The 17,177-nt window shown below is 47.6% G+C and carries 20 protein-coding genes and 1 pseudogene; 1 reads left to right on the top strand and 20 read right to left on the bottom strand.

The genetic code is table 11. The features are described from left to right. Positions 1-21 precede the first annotated feature (21 nt). The 5 genes from LIZ87_RS20605 to LIZ87_RS20585 are packed head-to-tail and all read right to left on the bottom strand — an operon-like array spanning position 22 to position 6,118. Entirely contained in the window at positions 22-471 is a 450-nt protein-coding gene (locus tag LIZ87_RS20605) for a hypothetical protein (protein ID WP_227149041.1), read from the bottom strand. Between the two features lie 4 nt (positions 472-475). Beyond that, positions 476-889 (bottom strand): hypothetical protein, encoded by a 414-nt coding sequence (locus LIZ87_RS20600; RefSeq protein WP_178316652.1) that lies wholly within the window; start codon positions 887-889, stop codon positions 476-478. Continuing rightward, entirely contained in the window at positions 886-2,982 is a 2,097-nt protein-coding gene (locus LIZ87_RS20595; protein ID WP_227149040.1) for a hypothetical protein, read from the bottom strand. The genes LIZ87_RS20600 and LIZ87_RS20595 overlap by 4 nt, the downstream gene beginning before the upstream one ends. A gap of 3 nt (positions 2,983-2,985) precedes the next feature. Beyond that, positions 2,986-3,384, bottom strand: a complete 399-nt coding sequence (locus tag LIZ87_RS20590) for a hypothetical protein (RefSeq protein ID WP_227149039.1) — start codon at positions 3,382-3,384, stop codon at positions 2,986-2,988. Between the two features lies 1 nt (position 3,385). Next, complete coding sequence (locus LIZ87_RS20585) at positions 3,386-6,118, bottom strand: hypothetical protein (protein WP_227149038.1); 2,733 nt, start codon at positions 6,116-6,118, stop codon at positions 3,386-3,388. Between LIZ87_RS20585 and LIZ87_RS20580 the strand changes: the two genes are divergently transcribed. After that, a complete protein-coding gene (locus LIZ87_RS20580) occupies positions 6,117-6,506 on the top strand; it encodes a hypothetical protein (RefSeq protein WP_227149037.1) in 390 nt (129 codons plus the stop codon). The two genes, LIZ87_RS20585 and LIZ87_RS20580, sit on opposite strands and share 2 nt — an antisense overlap. Before the next feature lie 453 nt (positions 6,507-6,959). Here LIZ87_RS20580 and LIZ87_RS20575 read toward each other — a convergent pair whose 3' ends face one another. The 15 genes and pseudogenes from LIZ87_RS20575 to LIZ87_RS20505 form a co-directional block, all read right to left on the bottom strand. After that, the gene (locus LIZ87_RS20575; protein WP_227149036.1) at positions 6,960-7,541 is read right to left on the bottom strand and encodes a Gp15 family bacteriophage protein; all 582 of its coding nucleotides are present in this window, start codon (positions 7,539-7,541) and stop codon (positions 6,960-6,962) included. Then, positions 7,538-7,975, bottom strand: a complete 438-nt coding sequence (locus tag LIZ87_RS20570; protein WP_227149035.1) for a hypothetical protein — start codon at positions 7,973-7,975, stop codon at positions 7,538-7,540. Before LIZ87_RS20570 ends, LIZ87_RS20575 begins: the two co-directional genes overlap by 4 nt. Positions 7,976-7,991: 16 nt before the next feature. After that, positions 7,992-8,510, bottom strand: coding sequence for a hypothetical protein (locus LIZ87_RS20565; RefSeq protein ID WP_178316387.1), 519 nt, complete (start codon positions 8,508-8,510; stop codon positions 7,992-7,994). Next, on the bottom strand, positions 8,511-8,966 hold the full coding sequence (locus tag LIZ87_RS20560; RefSeq protein WP_178316386.1) for a hypothetical protein: 456 nt from the start codon (positions 8,964-8,966) through the stop codon (positions 8,511-8,513). Continuing rightward, a complete protein-coding gene (locus tag LIZ87_RS20555; protein WP_227149034.1) occupies positions 8,963-9,433 on the bottom strand; it encodes a minor capsid protein in 471 nt (156 codons plus the stop codon). Before LIZ87_RS20555 ends, LIZ87_RS20560 begins: the two co-directional genes overlap by 4 nt. A 15-nt stretch (positions 9,434-9,448) precedes the next feature. Then, a complete protein-coding gene (locus tag LIZ87_RS20550; protein WP_227149033.1) occupies positions 9,449-9,829 on the bottom strand; it encodes a DUF6751 family protein in 381 nt (126 codons plus the stop codon). Next, positions 9,829-10,200 (bottom strand): hypothetical protein, encoded by a 372-nt coding sequence (locus tag LIZ87_RS20545; protein ID WP_227149032.1) that lies wholly within the window; start codon positions 10,198-10,200, stop codon positions 9,829-9,831. Before LIZ87_RS20545 ends, LIZ87_RS20550 begins: the two co-directional genes overlap by 1 nt. Positions 10,201-10,218: 18 nt before the next feature. Further along, entirely contained in the window at positions 10,219-11,235 is a 1,017-nt protein-coding gene (locus tag LIZ87_RS20540; RefSeq protein ID WP_227149031.1) for a phage major capsid protein, read from the bottom strand. An 8-nt stretch (positions 11,236-11,243) separates the two neighbouring features. Beyond that, positions 11,244-11,831, bottom strand: coding sequence for a hypothetical protein (locus LIZ87_RS20535; RefSeq protein ID WP_227149030.1), 588 nt, complete (start codon positions 11,829-11,831; stop codon positions 11,244-11,246). An 88-nt stretch (positions 11,832-11,919) separates the two neighbouring features. Continuing rightward, a complete protein-coding gene (locus tag LIZ87_RS20530) occupies positions 11,920-12,306 on the bottom strand; it encodes a ribosomal-processing cysteine protease Prp (RefSeq protein ID WP_227149029.1) in 387 nt (128 codons plus the stop codon). Positions 12,307-12,492: 186 nt separating this feature from the next. Next, entirely contained in the window at positions 12,493-12,672 is a 180-nt protein-coding gene (locus LIZ87_RS20525; protein WP_227149028.1) for a hypothetical protein, read from the bottom strand. Further along, positions 12,662-14,212 carry a phage minor capsid protein gene (locus LIZ87_RS20520; protein WP_227149027.1) on the bottom strand — a complete coding sequence of 517 codons (1,551 nt, stop codon included), beginning with the start codon at positions 14,210-14,212 and terminating at the stop codon, positions 12,662-12,664. The genes LIZ87_RS20525 and LIZ87_RS20520 overlap by 11 nt, the downstream gene beginning before the upstream one ends. Before the next feature lie 4 nt (positions 14,213-14,216). After that, positions 14,217-15,461: a phage portal protein gene (locus LIZ87_RS20515; protein WP_227149026.1), complete on the bottom strand. Its 1,245-nt coding sequence runs from the start codon at positions 15,459-15,461 to the stop codon at positions 14,217-14,219. Positions 15,462-15,630: 169 nt separating this feature from the next. Next, the gene (locus tag LIZ87_RS20510) at positions 15,631-16,986 is read right to left on the bottom strand and encodes a PBSX family phage terminase large subunit (RefSeq protein ID WP_227149025.1); all 1,356 of its coding nucleotides are present in this window, start codon (positions 16,984-16,986) and stop codon (positions 15,631-15,633) included. After that, positions 16,919-17,177 (bottom strand): annotated as a pseudogene (locus tag LIZ87_RS20505) (hypothetical protein); the annotation flags it as partial. The pseudogene LIZ87_RS20505 and the gene LIZ87_RS20510, both read right to left, overlap by 68 nt.

The raw sequence follows: 17,177 nt of genomic DNA, 5'->3' as shown, positions 1-17,177 counted from the left end.
GTAATCGGTACATGCGCCATATCAATTCACTCCTTTCAGCCCCAGGGTAATATCCACTGTAGGTTTCAGCGTTGCCCGAAAGGTTACTGTACCATCCCCTGTCTCCAGGTCATATAGGTAGCCCGTTGCCTTATTGATTGCCTTCTGCTGTGCTCTGGTGCAGTTTTCCGGGTAGATGATCCCCTGATCGGGTTTGTCCGTCTCTGTTATCCCTTCCACCGTTACGGTCTGTACGAATGGTGCTTCGGTACCCGTCCAGTTGGCAGCGGGGAGGGTGACGCTTATAAAATCTTGAATTTGGTTAATCGCACGGGTAAGGTTATTTATATCTTCAGCTCCAAACGTATCTCCCTGCTGGTTATATTCTGTTACATCCTGAATCTCTGTATTTCCATCGGCATCCTGTGTCAATCGGTACTTTCGGTTTCCCTCAAACACATCATCCTTATAATCTGTTTTCAATAACCCCACTGTTTCACCTCCTGTTTCCTAACATTTTTGATCCCAGCACAAAAGACAGATGTTGTTGCCCACTGATCATATTGCTGTACATTTCTCCCAGGTCTTTCAGTATCTGTTCAATATCATTTGCCTGATAAATGCTCTTATATGTAATCTTTGCGGGGGCAGCCGGTGTATTGGCCTTCACAAAGTAAGCAGACCGGAGTGCTTTTATATTTCCTGACAATCGCTCCATCTCTGTCTCTGTTCGGAAGTCTTCCATGGACCATACCCTTGTCCTGATATCCACTCCCAGTCTATCAGCGAGGAAGGCACAGGCCTCCTCCACCCGGTTTAAACAGATATAATCCGCATATACCTTGTCCAGGTCAGCATCCAGATCCGCCGCTGTCCTGTCCGTGATCAACGTGTCCAAAACGGTACTCACCCTACTGTCACCTCCGCCGTAATCTTTCTTCTTGAAAACTTAAAATCTAATTTCCTGATTGTTCCTGTCATGGTTCCTTTAAAGCCTGTTGCCACATTCACCCGGTCCCCCAGCTCCTGGTCGTTGATCACAGCCCGAAAGCTCACTCTTTCATTATCGCTGTAATATCGGTACGCCTGATCTAACACGGTCTGTGCATTATCAGAAGTCACCAGTGTGGCTTCCTTTATTTCAGCGATGTTTTTGTTCTGGGTTATCTGCGGATTCTCCCGCAGCAGACAGCTTGTGCTGTGGTTATACTTAAGCCCGGACAGTACCACTTCCTGACCATTTCCTACGATGTATGCATAATTATCGCCATACTCCCCTAGTGTTCCTCCTGTGACAGTCAAGCTATGATAAGGTTCTGAAAATTCAATCTTTGTAGTACCGTTCAGAACCCCTTTATACAATTCCGCAGAATCTGTCCCAGCGCTATAGCTATGCACATACAGCCGGATACCTGTTATGATGTCACTATGCTCTACAGTTAGTCCCTGGAAAATATCCCGCTCTGTAAATTCTCCCACGACTTCTGTCATCTGCGGATAAATATACAGCTGGCGGTCATAGCTGGTATCTACCAGCCCCCCAATTGCAAAGGCCAGCTGCTGCAGGGCATTCCGCTTGCTGCAGATAGGCAGATATCCGCTGACTTTAATGGATGCACAGGCATCATCTATGAAATAAGCGATTCCTTCCCCTTCCATGATCTTATCCAACAGTTCTGATACCAATATTCCGTTGTACACACCGCCCATAAACTGGCTGCTGTCCAAAAGCCCTACTGCATCTTGTGTTTCAACGGAATATCTCTTTGCCCCCAGCTGTTTTCCATCCTTCAGGTAGAAGATCCCTAGAATGGCCTCATCAAAATACAGCGTCTGCTTCTGCCGCTTCTGGAACTCAAATATATACTCTGACTTGCTCCGGATAGTATATCCCATTGTATTAATACTGACTTCTTCCGAAATTGGATTTAATTCCATAAGACAGCTAATGTCCTCGATCTCATCATCCTTAAATACCCGGATGAGTCCCCAGATGATCCCTGTAAGAAATACATTACGGTAGGGTTTACTAGTTTCGAGGAATGTTACGACTACTTTGTTGTAATAATCCACGATCCCATAACAGAAATAATTATAGGAATCCGGGGTATATTCCCGATCTGCCAGGAGTTCATCATCCCGGTACCATTTGATATTGACCTTGCTGCAGTAATCCCCAGAATAATCATTAAATGTCAAGGTTATCCCCACACTGGAATAATTTTGTGTGAATGTAAATGTAATAGACGGAGGAGTCTCAAATTCCCCAATGCTATCCGATATGCTGTCACTTACATATCCCAGATCTTCCAGCTCATCTGGTGCGTTTATATAATCACCATCCATCTTTGCATACCGGGGAAGACACAGGGCATAATCCGGAAATTCAATGTCCTTTTTCAAATCCTGAAGATCAACATAATAATCCTTATCCTCTGTAGCTGCAGTATTATCCTCTGCCGCCCCTAGTGCGATGTCATCATAGACAATTTTAAGACCTCCTGCGTCCATCATCCTCTGGTTTTTAAGAGCTGCCAGCCACAAGTAACGGCACGGACGGCTGGTTGCAAGGAACGTAATGATAAGCCGGTTAAACAGCGGTACCTTTGCCCTGCAAAAATATTCCATCCCATCCGGCTCAAATCCCTGCTCCCAAACCAGATCACTATCCTTGTACCAGACAATATTGATCCTGCTGGCATAATCTCCTGATATCCGGTTGAAGGTCATAAATATGCCGTTGCTGGTTTTTAGACGGTCAAATATAACTGTAATGACAGGAGGCTCTGCAAACTCTCCATCAGGGCCACTTAAGGCTGCGCTTATATATCCCTTTCCTCCTGGTTCAATTTCATCCGGAGCATTTGCATAAACCCCGTCCATTTTGGCATACCGGGGCAGGCAGTAAGCATAGGGAGGTATATACCGTTCCACACTCAAAAGGTTCTCTACCGAAGAATATGGCTGCTGGCCGTTTTCTTCCACCCGCGTGTCCCACTTCATGTATTACCGCCTCCTCTGTGGTTCCATTGCCGTAAAGTTGAGGGACATACCTTCCATTCCCCATATATTCCTGCCTTTTCTGATCCTAAGTCTGTCCTTTCCCTGTGACACGTAGGCCTGGAAGGTCAATGTCTCCTGCCCATAGGGGAAGGTCATTTCATGGCTGTCATAATTTGGATCTGATATAGCGTCATAAAACGCATCATATGCCGCCAGATCATCCGGCTTTGGGTAGACTTTCATAGCATAATTATAGAAAGTCCCTATGATGTCCCGGTTCATGGTGTAATCGAGAGTACGCCCGGATTGGTCTGTATCGGTCACTGCAAAGCTCCTCTCCAGAGAATCCGCCTCTACCTCCACGTTATAACTTTTTCCATCCAATAGAAATACACTATCCATATCAGCTCCCTCCTATTACTACGAGACTCACGCCTCTGCGGGCTGCTTCTTTATCCAGTTCCGGCTTCAGGATCCTGGCAAGAGCTGCCAGATTTCCGGTCAGATTCAGTACAATCTGTATTGGACGTTCTCCCCCTGCCTGCAGCCTGCCTATCATCTCATCAATCCTGCTTATCAGATATTCCAGAGCATCTTCCTGCCCATATCCGGATACGCGCCTTATATTGGAAGCCATTTCTCCTGCCCCATATGGCACAATACTGCCAGTAGCCATCCTGGGCAGGTAGGATGCGGCATTAGGAATCCGGATGCCTATCGGCAGTTTAACATTTACTCCTTCAAATACATCCAGGACACCATCAAGCCAGCTTCTGGCTGCCTTTACAGAACTTGATGCAAGATCGGTGATGCCTTCATTAAAACCGCGCACTACATACTCTGCAATGGAGTAGAACTCTTTGGATGGCGAATTAATATCAAACTCCTCCTCTGCTTCCTCCATCGCCTCACGGGCCCATTGTCTAATAGCAGCTTTCGCCATATATGCAAAGTCAGAAATGCCCTGCGCAAAGCCTTCATTGATACGTTTCGCCATGTTGTAAAACGCTGCATACATGCCGCCGGTGCCTTCCGGGTTACTGTCTCCCCAGAACCATTCTTTTACATTCTTCGCCCAGGTTTCCATTGGTTCCTGCGTCTCTGCAAAGCTGCTCTCGATCTTACTCTTAAATGCCTGGATAATGAGGTCAGCAAACTTTGTCCAGGAGAGCTCATTCACTCCCTGATTTTCATCTGCTCCTACAAACCATTTCCGGATGCTCTCCGCCCAGATCTCCATTACGCTCTGGGACTTTACATAATTCTTTGTAATACTGGAATTAAATCCAGATAGAATATTCGCCGCCCACTGTTTAGACTCTGCAGAGTCGCCAGTGCTGATACCAAACTTATCCTTAAACCACGATGCCACTCCGGACGCCCAGGACCGTATCACGTTCTGGGATGCCGTCTGTTGATTTGTGATCCCCTGGTTAAATCCCTGTACAGTATAAGAACCAATACCAGCCATAACAGTAGAAGGGCTGTGAATACCCAGCAGGTCTTTGAGCTTATTTACAAACGGGTCTGTAATATTCGCCCGGATAAAATCCCCGGGATTAGAGAAAAACTCTTTGATGCCATTACAGAAACCCTCCCAAAGATATTGCCCCATTTCCGCCATGACGGTGGAGGGGCTGTGGATGCCGAAGGCCTGTTTAAATCCATTCACAAAAGGATCAAGGATATTTTTACATATCCAAATGTACAAACTACCTAGCGCATTTAAAATACCCTTTAAGATTCCCAGTCCAATGTTACCGCCGCATTCCTCTATTTTCCCCTGGAAATACTGCTGCGCCGCTGTTACTCCATCTGAAATCAGGCCGCCCAAAAAAGCTGCAAAACCTCCAAAGGCCGCCCCAATAGCCGTAAAGAAACGCGTCGCCACAGCAGCCCAATCAATATGCTCTATTGCGGCAGCCACGCCTTCACCAAAAGCCCACCAGTCTGTCTGGGTGGTAACGGTTATTAATGCATCCAGTATGCCTATCACCATATCATTAATAGCAGTCCCAGCCTCCGCCCACTGGAATGTCTGGAAAAAGGTGCTTAAACTGGAAGCAATTTTATTTCCAAAATCGGCCCAGTCAAAAGTGTGGGCAAATTCACCCATAACCCTAAAAGCTGCATTCAGTCCTGCCGCAAGCAGGTATCCCAGCTGCTCCCAGTTTATCTGGTTTGCAAGCCCCATGAGGCAGACAGCAAAAGCAACACCAATGGCACCCCAGTCTGCACCGATCACAAATCCGAAAAGCCCGGATATCTTTGCCTGGAAATATGCTCCGATTGTTGCGCCAAAAAGTTCCCAGTCAACCGTATTGACCATACCCATAAGTCCCTGGGAAAAGGCATTCCCCAGCATAAACCAGTCTATCTGCGTGAGTAAAAGATACAGAGTATTGGCAAGCGTGTTAATCCCGGTACCCATCATAATTCCAATGGCGTACCAGTCTATGGTTGCAACCAGGCTGTTAAACATGGTTGTAAAAGCCGTAACGAAGGCTGTGATCTTTCCCCCTACGTTCTCCCAGCTGATATACTCCGTAAAGCTCTGTACAGCTTCATTGATCTTCTCTCCGATTAGCCTGCCGATACCACCCCAGTTCCCGGCATCGAACAATTCCTTCAGTTTATTAGCAAAGTCGCTGATTCCTTTGTCGATGCCTACAGTTTCAAACATATTTGCAGGACTTACCCCGCCGCCTCCAGAGGTATCTGAATTACTCTGCCGTTGCATCTGTATCAGATCGTCAAATGGGGCCAGGGCTTTCTTTGCATCCTTCCCGGCCTGCTTTGCTGCTCCGCCTGTAGACTTTAAGCTTTTCGCATAATCTTCATTTACTTTTTTGGCCCTGATAAAGGTACTTCCACCACCCAGGGCCGAAAAGAATTGATTAATATATCCTACTGCCGTAGCAAGCAGATTGATAAGGGTATTCAAAGCAGGAGCCACAAAGGAAAGAATCGGAGCAAAGGCTGCCGCAAAGCTGTTTTCCAGGTAAGTCATACCAGACATGAGACCAGAAACAGACTGGTTTGCCGCATCTGAATACTGTACGAGATTCTGCATCCCTTCTTTCGCGCCCTGTATGGCTGCCCTCATCGCCATCCGGATGAGCATAAGCTTAAACATGTTGGAAAGCTTCAGGATACTCTTTCCTGCCCTGTCAGATGGCTTTTTCAAGCTATTGAGGCCAGTCACTGCCTGCTTTGCTTTACTTGTTAGGTTATTTCCGAGGGTTTTTGCAAACCCCAATGCAGTCCTCGATGCTGCTAAAAAAACTCTTCTTGTAATTCCTGGAATTTTCCATAAATGCTTCGCTGCAACTGCAGGGATCCGCTTAAAAATATGTCCAAACAACGCCGGAGCATTTTTAAAAGCATTCAGAACAGAATCCTTCACACTGGTTCCCTCATTACCTATCCCTCGAAAAGCCTCCTCTGCTCCCTTTGCTTCCTGGCTCATATTATTCAAAGTTGCTGATGCCTGGGATCCATATTTGCTTACAGCTTCAGCATAATTGCGTATCTCTGCTGCTTCTTCACCAAACACTGCTGCCATTGCCTTTGCATCATATCCGTACATACCAGAGTTATTTATTGCCTCACTGCGTTCTGGTATTGGGGATGTTTCTTCATCCTCCGAATATGATACTTTGATATCTTCCAGCTCCTTTTTCAGGTCAGCAGTCTGTTCTTCGGCTCTTTGGGCAGATTCCGTAATCTCACCTATGTCCTGGGCAGTTTCTTGGGCTCTTCCTCCCATATCAACAGCTGCGCTTCCTGACCCATTGAAAGCCATTATAAGATCGCTGGATAGCTTATCTACAGATTTCCTCAAACGATCCAATGCCTTTTCGAGTGTAGATATTGATGCATCAAAATCACTGGTATCAATTTTTGTATCAAATTTTAAGCTGCCGTCTGCCGCCATGCTGTTTCACCTCATCTCCCAGGGCATAAAAATAAGACGCCTAAGCGTCTTCCCTACTCTTTCTTAACCTTTGCTTCCAATAATCAATCTCTGCCTGTTCCTCCTCTGTGTACCGCTTTCGTAGGTCACACAGGCTACGATTGTTCCTGTAAAAATCCTGTTCCCATTTTTCTAATTTTTTGCCTTTCAAGCGTTTCTGCCGGATCCCTAAAACTGTTGAAAATGTTCCGTCTTCAATCTCCATAAAGTATCCGGCAAAAGTCCACCAGTGGATATACGGCACAGCCCTGGTCTCCATCCCCGCCACTTTGTTAACGGCCGGGAACAAAATGGGTTCATCCTGTTCCCAGTCCATCATCTTTTTAGCAGGCTTTTTCTCCTCATCTGTCTGTCCGCAATCCACAAACCATTTTGCCTGTGAAAGAGCCTCTCCCAGATATTCCCTTGGAATACGGTGGAAGCCGTCCCGGTACAGCCGTTTCAGCAGGATTTCCAGCTGATCTCCGGTTGAAAGCCCCGGATCGCCACAAGCTGTCAGAAAGATGAGCACATTCCGATAGTCTGTCTCAATCGGATACAATACTCCCCCTACGGTCAGACTCGCGGGTAACTGTCCGATCATTTATCCAGATCCTCCAGATACTTGTCCATCTTTGCTCTGCTCTTTTTGTTGTATGCCTCAACAGCAGGCTTCATCAATGCAAGCAGTGCGTCAAGCACTCCCTCGTACAGATAGTTCTCACCTATAATGCACAGCGGCGATTGCCCGTCAAAAATGGTGTCATATACATCTGCATTAAAAATGCTGTTAAAAGCCTTACGCATGGCTGCAGTAAATTCTGCCACATAAGCGCCGCCCTTCTCCAGGTCTCCCTTCGGGCTCCCGTCTGGATTCAGTTCAATATCGGCTGGAGGGGTATAATCTCTAAATTCTTTCTGGACGGCCAGCAGCCTGTTGATAATTTCTGGATCTGACGGATTAAACCGGATTACCTTGGTTGGATCGTCATTTACCATGAATTTCTGTCGGCCATCATTAAATGATAAACTTTTCACTTCTTTTTACCTCCTCTTATTCTCCGCTACCGGAATCTGCTGTGAAAGTCATAGTGTTGATATTAAATACGCCTTTCACCCGGTCTCCCAGATAATGCAGGTTAAACGGGATCTGATATCCAGTCGTATCTCCACCATAATTGACCACCTCAATAATGGCAGATTCTTTATAGGCTACATAAGAATCTGCTGCTCCAGAAGCCTCCTCCCAAAGATGGGCTTCCACAACGTCTGTCTTTAATTCATCCAATGTCTGCCTCTCATCTACAATAGCCTGGAGCCTTTCAAAGAGTTTGCTGCCCCTTTCTGCATAGTATGGTTCTACAGAGGCCTGCGGCTGGTAGCTGTCGAGATTGACGGAAGTCTTCCCTTTAATGTTATTCTTTGTTTCTACGTTGGCATTCATTTCTACATTGTACTCTTCCAGATCGTCTCCCAGCCATTCATAGGCTGCGCTGGCACTTCCTACAGCAGATGTATTTACAAAATGTGCCATTAATTCACGCTTGATTTTCCCTGTCACTATATTAGGCATTTAAAATTCCTCGCTTTCTACAAAATACCGGGCGTATATCTGTATCTGGTACATAACGCCCTTGTCTATAGTGTCTCCCATCAGGCCCATGCTCATGGCATTGGCCGTAGTTGCTTTCAGGAACCTGGCCGGCACTTCCTGATCACCGATATTGACAGTGATCCCATCCTCCTCCGGCAGCCTCTCCAGCCAGTAGGCCAGCTCCAGAAGGAAGTTGCTGTTTGCCAGGCGGTTATAGTCCGTGTAAGACTGGCCCACTGCGTACATGACAAAGTTATGCTGCCTGGTCTGTCCCCCTCGGATGTTCTCTTTTATAAGGCTGTCCCCAGTGCTGGACAGCCCATAATTGACCGGATCCGGTTCTGTAAAATCAATATGGATATCATTGCCTGCCAGAAACTCTGATATTTTGGGATAAGCTGTCAGCTTTTCTTTCATGAAGTCTATGATTGTCATACTCTATCCCCTCTGTTCATAATAGCTTGAGCACCACGGAGTATGTCATCTTTGTGGTCGGCTTTCATCCGCTCGAACCACTTCTTTCCTCTCAGCCCGCCGCCATAGAACTGCAACTCTCTTGGCGGATTAGATTTCACTTTGATCACGCCTTTTCGTGAAAACCATTGTCCATAATACGGCCCTGGCGTTGAAGAATTAAAGCCGGCACAATGAAGGTTTGGATCTACATATACAACCCCTTCATACAGATAGTGAGCATACGGAGCTGTTTGATTTATTTCTCCGCTCCCGATTACCGTTCCCATGGTTGCTGCCTTAATCAAATTTCCATTTAAGCGCGGAGTATAGGGCTCCATTCGATCAATGCACTCCTGATCTATGTATTGTTGCACCGGTCCGCCCTCCTGCAGTCCATGATTTTTTAGGATAGTATCCTTATCCTTGATTTCAAAATGCAGTTTCACTCTACCGCCTCCTCCTTACTTGCAAGACAACTCATAGTGCTGTGAAGACTCGCTGCCGTACAGCCTTTCATCCACCGTAGCCACGGTCAGATACTTATGCGATGCCTTCAGGGCTGCCAGGGACTTCGACATAGCCTCCTGGGAGGTGCAGTCAATTTCATCCTCAATGATGCCCTTTACGGCCAGATCCTTTCCTTGCGTGAAACTCACCGGAGCCTCCAGGCTTTCCAGAGGGATCACCAGGAGCACAGCAGCGGCATCCCTCTGACCGGTCTTCAGGAAAGAGGATTGCCTTACATCCTCCCAGTACACGTCCTCTATCGGCAGGCGGGTGTAGCTTTCTGTCCTTCCTTCTTTTCTGTACAGATACAGGGTACAGTCTGCATTTGTATACATCACCGTACCCTCCGACAGCACAGGCCCGTATTGGCCAGCCATTTCATGACAATACTGCGCTGCTCCTGACTGACAGCACTGGCTGTCTCTTGAGCAGAGCCAAAGCTGACAGAATAGGTCCCGATCTTCTCAGATGCCTTTCCGCCAGCCTCCCTCTGCTGCCTTTCCCTGCGGTATCCTGCCTCGGCCAGCTCACAGCAGCACATCTTTACCTCTTCCGGGATGTCTTCTACATCCTTTAACCTATCAAAAGTGTACGCATCAATCACCTGACTGGCCTGCCGAGCATAAAAAGGAAAGCCAGAGCTTATAGCCGGCTTTCTGCCTAAAAGATATTCGCTATAGTAGAATGTCTCATCCGCATAGATCATAGGCCCTGACCTCCTTTATCAGCTTCCTGAACCGACCGCAGGCGCATATACTGCAAATGGGCAACGCTTTATCTTGTCCGTCTCCAGGCTGTTAATTGGGTTCGGAATCTCCCAGCCCAGACGCATGACTGCACGCATCGCCACCATATCATTCTGCATCAGGTTATAGACAATCTCACCTGTAGAAGGATCCTGGACTACGCCCTGATCGAAAAGCTTGAAAGTGATATCCTGCCGCATAGAATAGACCAGCTGGTCAAAATCCCCAGCAATCAGCTTCGCCTTAGTTGCCTCCCAGGAGCCATTGCGCGGGAATATCATCCGATTACCATCAAGACTGTACTGGGTGGAGGACTGGAGATCAGTTTTAAATATCGGACGCCCATTGTTGTCTGTCAGCTCCCTAAGTTCTGCCCTCATGGCGATATCTGCCACATAGCCAGTAGGCATGTAGCCGGATTTCTCAATCTTTGCGATCACACCGTTAGTCCCCATGATATCCTTATACAAATTACTTGTAGCCGTTACCACTGCTCCTGCGGCCGTCGCTGTCGCATGGATATCATCCCGCCAGTTATCTGGTTTATCCACACCAAAGAAAATGGCACTGTCAATCACCTTTCCAAAGGCCTCCACCAGACGCGGCCTTACCTCACCCCAGATGTCATAATCCGCATCATCCAGAACAGCCTCTGGGATTGGCACAATAACCGCAATCTCCTCTGCGTAGATTTTCTTCTTATCCCAAGCCATCTTAGTAGTTTTCTTTGTTCCAGTATCGCCATTGACGAAGTATGCCACCGGCAGCATATCCAGCACCGGCATAACCGTCCGATTGGAGGACATATTAGGCAGCTTGCGCCCCATCGATAAGACAGTAGACTGTTCTGTCACTCCCTGGATGATCTCCCTGCTGGTCTGTTCTGGGATCAGCGCCTCGGCGCCAGTCCGGTCAATGCTGTCCGCAGTCCCTGCAAACAGCTGAAGGTTCATAACATTTAATGGAAGCTCCCTTCCACTTATGATTTTATACATCTCATTCCTCACTTTCTTCCGAATGCCCCTCGGATCATGTTGTTGATCGTCTCATGTCCTGTTTCTGTACTGGGCTTATTGTCACCCGCAGCTACGCCGGATGACATGCGGTAGGTCCCGCCTTCTTTATAGCGTGGATTCTCCTTCAGCCACTCTGCTGCAGCCGTTTTAAAATCCTTTTTATCCGTCACCAGTTTGCTGACCTTGAACATCACATAGTCCAGATCTTCCCCCCTGACTTTGAGGCCGGACAATACCTTTTCGTTCTCATACTGCTGGATCTTCCGGTTTGCCTCGTCCCGTTCCTTCTCTATAGCTGCAACATCCGGCTTCTGCCGTTCTTTATTGGCCTTGTAATCAGCCAGCGCTGTCCTCACCTCCTCCTCTGTCATCCCCTGCTGCTGGAAGTAAGATCTCAGCGCCGCTTTTTCAGCCCGTTCAGCCCTTGCATTGGCGATCTCCTCCGCCTGCTCAAAGCTATATGTTCCCCCGACATTTCCCTGGCTGCCGTTTCCGGATCCGGCATTTCCGTCCTGCGCTCCAGAACCGCCTTCGCCGCCGTCAGCAAAAAGCTGCAAATTCATTGTTTTTCTCATCGTCAAATACCTCCGTTTTTTAGTGCGTGAACTGTTTCCGATGCTTTTTATGTCGTCACGTTTTGGACATAAGAAAAAACGCCATGGGCTATGGCGCGATCCTCAAATGGTTTCTGTACTGGTTTTCTAACTCTTTTAAAGACAGTTTAAGCATTGCCATGATGGCTTGTGTAGTAATACACGGATGGCAGATCGTGCAATGCAGTTCTCCGGTTCCCTGATATACCTTTGTCCCTGTATCTTTCATCCCCTCCAGGGTATGGGCTGCTCCCTGTGTTAATGCCGACACTGCCGCACATACAATATCGCTACCTCTTGCAGCATACCCTGCATGGCCCCTCGCTGAAAACCCCCAGAAGGTACCTTCTGGATTCACATCAAAAGATATTTCTATTATCTTGACCACCTCCCACCATAGACAGCATAAAAATAACACCCAGGACTTGCCTGCGTGCCTACTCCTCGATTTTGTCACATTTTACACATCGTCTAACATAACCGCCATAGGAACCGGATGCCCGGCTCCAGTGCTTACGGTAATGATGACAGCATCTGCGCTGCCGAAGCCACCGGATCAGTCTCTCAATCAATCGCCTCACCTCCTCTGTTGCGAGATCGCAAAAGGTATAAAAATACCACCTGCCATTACTGACTGGTGGTATTAATGATTATGCCATCTGCACTTTTTGCAAATCGTTTCCCAATCGATTTTCACCTTAAATCGTCCGGGAACATTCTCCTTTTTTATTATTCCATCAACTGCATCCGTATTCTCGATGCAATCAATACTCTCAATTAGTTCGTCCACAAGAGGACACTTTACAAAGTTATCATTTTCCATGCTTCTTCACTGCCTCCAAAGCCTCCAGAATGTTTTCAGAATATTCTTCCCGCTTAAATGCGGTACGGATAGATTTATCCGATGCCCTTATGTATGCGGCTCCTGCCTCACTGTAATACCGTTCATATTGTCCGTTCCACACCGTTTCCGAGAACAACGATTGCCGAATAAAATCTTTTGCTTCATCAAAAGTTACTGTATGATGCCGCTCATTATTAATATGGTTATCATCAAAACCGAGCTTCGTAAAATCTACGCTTGTTGGTTCAAGATTGATTTTACCTTTTAACCCAAGCGCCTTTAACTCTGATTTAATTATAGCAGCTTTCTTTTTCTTTTCAACTGATTCAATGAACTCTTTTGATGGCTCGGCTTCACTGATTTTTAGCCTCTCCCGCTGCTGCCTCAAACCCATCTGTTTTGAAAAATCTACATAAGTCTGGTTGGTCAGCCGTAAGCGGCATTTAGCAGCCGTGATATCTTCCTTGTCGGCTCCAGCCTTCTCAAGAAGCGTAATGTCCTGCTTCTGCTTACGCATGGTCCGCTCCAGCTTTCGCTGGTACTGTAATGCTGCATAGGTGTCGTATTCTTTGCCCCGGTAGGTTTTCTTCTCATTCTCTTTACGGTTCTGCTCTGCGAGCCATTCATCCGTATACCTGCGCTTCGATATGCCAGGGATGAAAGGATAACGCACATGGTAGCAGTTGATACCTGCAAACCCCAGCATCTCTCCCAAACCGCAAACTTTCCTCATCTCCTCCGAAGAATATACACGCCCTTGCCATGACTGGTGATTTTGATAGCCTGTGCCCGTGTTACGTGCGCCTGCATGCCAGTCTACCTCGCAGTAATCAGTCTTCAGAGTCTCCATGTTCTTCTCGTTGACCCTGTCAGTCATCTGCGCCACACCTGTCATTACGGCACGTCTGGCCGCAACTTCAATGCGGTCTGATTTGCCAGAAGCGTAATCTACCATCCGAACTCCGCTGGCCGTCATCTCGTCAACCACATCGCCAATAGCCTGGCTGTAAGTTTTCGCTCCAGTAGTGATCCCTAACATTGCCTTATCAAGGCTACGCTCCAGATACTCTGAAAGAGGCGTGAAGACCTTTCTGCCACCCATAGGTACATTGAAACCCGTAGTCTGTGTGATATTCTCAAACGGCCTTAAACTGGCCTGCGTCTGCCTTCTGGCTGCTTCTACCACCTGCTGGAGCCACTCATTCTCCTCATAGGGCCGATAGTCCAGTCCTGCTGCTTTGTAAATCTCCTTATTACGGGCATAATCAGAGTTGACCGCATTCTCATAGATATCATCAACCTGGAGTCCTGCTTTCTCAATTGCCTCCCCGATCATGTGCTTGATGCGGGCCTTGCTCTCACCAATGGCTGTCAGCCGGTTCAGGTACCAATCAATCACGGGGGTGATCTGGGCAGCTTCTTTCACGCGTTCTACAATCTCCTCCATGATCGACAGCTCCAGCGCTGTCATGGTGCGTTCCAGAGGTTTAGGCAGCTTCTCAAGTTCTTCGGGCGTCATTTACTCACTCCTCCACTTCCGGCACCTCTGGAAGGTTTTTAGCTGCCTCTTCCAGTGTCTCTCCATACCATTTTGCCCGGTATTCATCCAGCCGCATGGCTCCCATAGCCACATCATTGCGGTCTTCCTTACGCTCCGTGGCCTTATCCTCAATGATTGAATCATCGAAATCGATTACTACTTCCGCATCCTCATTGAAGCTGGCGCCCAGGATATTCCCCAGACGCAGGATGATTGCCACCAGTTCTTTCAATACAGCTTCCAGGATGATCTCATGCTTGACAATGGTTTTATATAGATCAGAGTTTTCACTGATTACCTGCGTGGCCGTTTGGATGCTCCCCTTCTCAAAGCGGTAATGCTCTGTCCCAAATCCACATTTCACTGACAGGATATTCAGGAAATCGTCAATAGCCCGGCTGTGTGCCTCTGCACGGATCTCCATGTTTACCTCTTTAAGGGCCTCCCCTTCCTTCAGGCTGTCCTCCGGCAGCTGGTAAAAGGTCACATCATTCGGATCAAACACCGGTGAGCCATCCATTCCTCTATTTAGCATCTCTGGCGCCACAAATATCCGCTTCTTGCCTAAAATAAATTCATTCACATAAGAATCATAAGCAATATCAATGCCACGCAACTGATCGATCCCGTTTGCAAATACAGAAACACCCATGGGATTGTCTGGATCTACATTGTTTACGATATTCAAGCGGTCAATGACAAACTGCCGCTTATCCGATCCGGTATAAGCTTTTTCAGACATGCCCCGAAAGGGCCGCAGCTGTTTCCACTCTGCCGGCTCCAACTCCCGGCCTGCCCCATTGGTGCATTCTACAACATGATTGTATATAATATATTCCCTTTCCTCTCTTTCCCTCACATGGACTTGAATATGGGCATATTTCTTCCCATGTACAGTATGTACAGAAACAAATGCACATTCTTCCACAATCCCATTGAGCCAAGAGAGAGGATAAATATTGCCGGCTTCAAAATAATTGAGCCGGATCCTTCCGGTTCCTGCAATTACTGCACCCTCCCCATCTACCTCAACATCATCCAGATAGGGGACATAGGCAACAGTTCCTGTGTATGCCTTACGCTCTTGATAGGCATTCGACTGGACCGCCCAGTTATTTGCCGACAGAACCTCCTGCACATACTCATCTGCTGCTGTATCGCTGATAGTAATCTTGACCTTCTCATTCATCAGGTCATCCGCAATGTCCTCACTGACCATCTTCGCCATGCCGCAGACAAGCGGTCACATTTCACTGATTTAGCCCCATTATTAATCCTATATTGGTGGAAGCCCCGAACTTTACTCCTATACCAGCTTTCCCAGATACGCACCATCCGGTAATGATCGCCCGGTACGGTGTCATACCCCTTCTTTTTTAAAAACGTAATGATGTCCATTACCCCTCACCTCCTTCCCTATCTGCCTTTGGCAGGAAATATTTTATCTTTGTCCACATACCCATCACACAATAACGGACCGCATCACAGGCGTGGTCATTTTCTTTCACAGGCTTCTCATCTCCCCTGTCAATAGAATCCTTGTCCCATTCATATAGCCCCAGCTCCCAATCGAGCTTTGGCTGCATGGGGGATACCGTGAGAATACCGTAAGCAAGACATTTTTGTACCCGCTGGATCCCCACTTTTACATCGTTCTCGGCTTTTTTAATGATGATCTGATAATCACACTGTACTGCCCGCCGCTTGATCTCCTCCGCAAGGCCTGCCGCTGAAGGGTCAATGTACGCATAAAAACAGCTGCATCCGTGTTGCTGGTGCAGCTTGTCTGTCAGAGTTACAAAATCCCGTGCGTATTCGGAAGGGCTCTTCTGCTTTCCCGTTTCCCTGCCGGAGTGATAATATTCCTCCAGACCCTCCAGACGCCTGGCATCCAGGTTTAGGCCAAACGGCTGGAATGTGGTAGCGTTCTGCTGGCCGTAGTCCACACCAATCCCGATCAAGCGGTATTTTGTGCCGTTTGGCACCCGGAAACGGTTCTTTGGCCCATACATGTAATAGATCAGGTCATCCACGCCGATGGCTTCGCCCAGCCATGTCCACCTATACATTCTGGGATCTGTCTCTTCCATCATTCGGGCTGATTCAAGAAGATCCTTCCCCAGCCACTCTGGGGGTACATCCCGGTAATCTGTGTGGATATGAATACAGTCTGAACGCTGCTCCATCTTCTTACACCACACATTAACAGCAGCATTCGGATTCTTTGGCGGATTGTATAGGTAGATCATTTGGAAGCCGCCGCTGTTGCCACGGACAAATGTTGCCTCAATGTTAGCCAGCTCCTCCTCACCCTCTCCATCGTCAAAAAACTCTGTGAGCTCATCCAAGATCACCAGCTTGATCGGCTTGTCCTCATCAATGATACCCTTAGTATCGTCAATTCCGTCTGAACCTGCAAAATAGATCGTAGTGCCATGTTTTTTGTAGGTGATCTCCATGGGGGACTTCCCGATCATGAAGCGGCTCTTCGGAATCTGCAAACGGCCTAAACCGCGAATCATCTCTTTATACACAGTCTTGCGCAGCTTATTATGACGTTTGCGCAAGACCACCACAGAACCATGAGCATCTGCCACGATCTGGTAATCCGCCCGAATAGCAGCATAGCTGGACTTAGTACCAGCGCGCCCTGAGGTCAGTATGATGTGCTTATGCCGCTTATCATTAAATATTGGCAGATACTTCGGGATCACAATGTCCGATATCCGCACCTGTGTCTTCTGGCGCATCATTGATGATATTCACCCCATCTTCTTCCTGTACCTCCGGCTCCAGCGACATCCGGGCCGTCTGCGCCCTGATCTGGGCAATACGGGCCTTCTGCTCCTCGGAAGCCAGATCCCAGTTCTTATGTAGGAGCTCATCATACGTAAATGGTATATAACTCGTCGACTTTCCTTCAACTCGATAATTCGAGATAATT

It is taken from the genome of Lacrimispora sp. 210928-DFI.3.58, from assembly GCF_020554865.1.
In the GTDB taxonomy this organism is placed as follows: domain Bacteria; phylum Bacillota; class Clostridia; order Lachnospirales; family Lachnospiraceae; genus Enterocloster.
Note: the sequence above shows the minus strand (reverse complement) of the source record. Positions and strands in the feature narration are given on the sequence as shown.

Excerpts from the sequence above, each read along its gene's own strand:
- LIZ87_RS20595 (WP_227149040.1), bottom strand. The coding sequence starts at position 2,982 with ATGAAGTGGGACACGCGGGTGGAAGAAAACGGCCAGCAGCCATATTCT.
- LIZ87_RS20545 (WP_227149032.1), bottom strand. The coding sequence starts at position 10,200 with ATGATCTATGCGGATGAGACATTCTACTATAGCGAATATCTTTTAGGC.
- LIZ87_RS20510 (WP_227149025.1), bottom strand. The coding sequence starts at position 16,986 with ATGATGCGCCAGAAGACACAGGTGCGGATATCGGACATTGTGATCCCG.
- LIZ87_RS20565 (WP_178316387.1), bottom strand. The coding sequence starts at position 8,510 with ATGCCTAATATAGTGACAGGGAAAATCAAGCGTGAATTAATGGCACAT.
- LIZ87_RS20525 (WP_227149028.1), bottom strand. The coding sequence starts at position 12,672 with ATGGAAAATGATAACTTTGTAAAGTGTCCTCTTGTGGACGAACTAATT.
- LIZ87_RS20560 (WP_178316386.1), bottom strand. The coding sequence starts at position 8,966 with ATGACAATCATAGACTTCATGAAAGAAAAGCTGACAGCTTATCCCAAA.
- LIZ87_RS20535 (WP_227149030.1), bottom strand. The coding sequence starts at position 11,831 with ATGAGAAAAACAATGAATTTGCAGCTTTTTGCTGACGGCGGCGAAGGC.
- LIZ87_RS20585 (WP_227149038.1), bottom strand. The coding sequence starts at position 6,118 with ATGTTTAAGCTTATGCTCATCCGGATGGCGATGAGGGCAGCCATACAG.
- LIZ87_RS20515 (WP_227149026.1), bottom strand. The coding sequence starts at position 15,461 with ATGGCGAAGATGGTCAGTGAGGACATTGCGGATGACCTGATGAATGAG.
- LIZ87_RS20550 (WP_227149033.1), bottom strand. The coding sequence starts at position 9,829 with ATGTATACAAATGCAGACTGTACCCTGTATCTGTACAGAAAAGAAGGA.
- LIZ87_RS20520 (WP_227149027.1), bottom strand. The coding sequence starts at position 14,212 with ATGACGCCCGAAGAACTTGAGAAGCTGCCTAAACCTCTGGAACGCACC.
- LIZ87_RS20590 (WP_227149039.1), bottom strand. The coding sequence starts at position 3,384 with ATGGATAGTGTATTTCTATTGGATGGAAAAAGTTATAACGTGGAGGTA.
- LIZ87_RS20575 (WP_227149036.1), bottom strand. The coding sequence starts at position 7,541 with ATGATCGGACAGTTACCCGCGAGTCTGACCGTAGGGGGAGTATTGTAT.
- LIZ87_RS20580 (WP_227149037.1), top strand. The coding sequence starts at position 6,117 with ATGTTGGAAAGCTTCAGGATACTCTTTCCTGCCCTGTCAGATGGCTTT.
- LIZ87_RS20540 (WP_227149031.1), bottom strand. The coding sequence starts at position 11,235 with ATGTATAAAATCATAAGTGGAAGGGAGCTTCCATTAAATGTTATGAAC.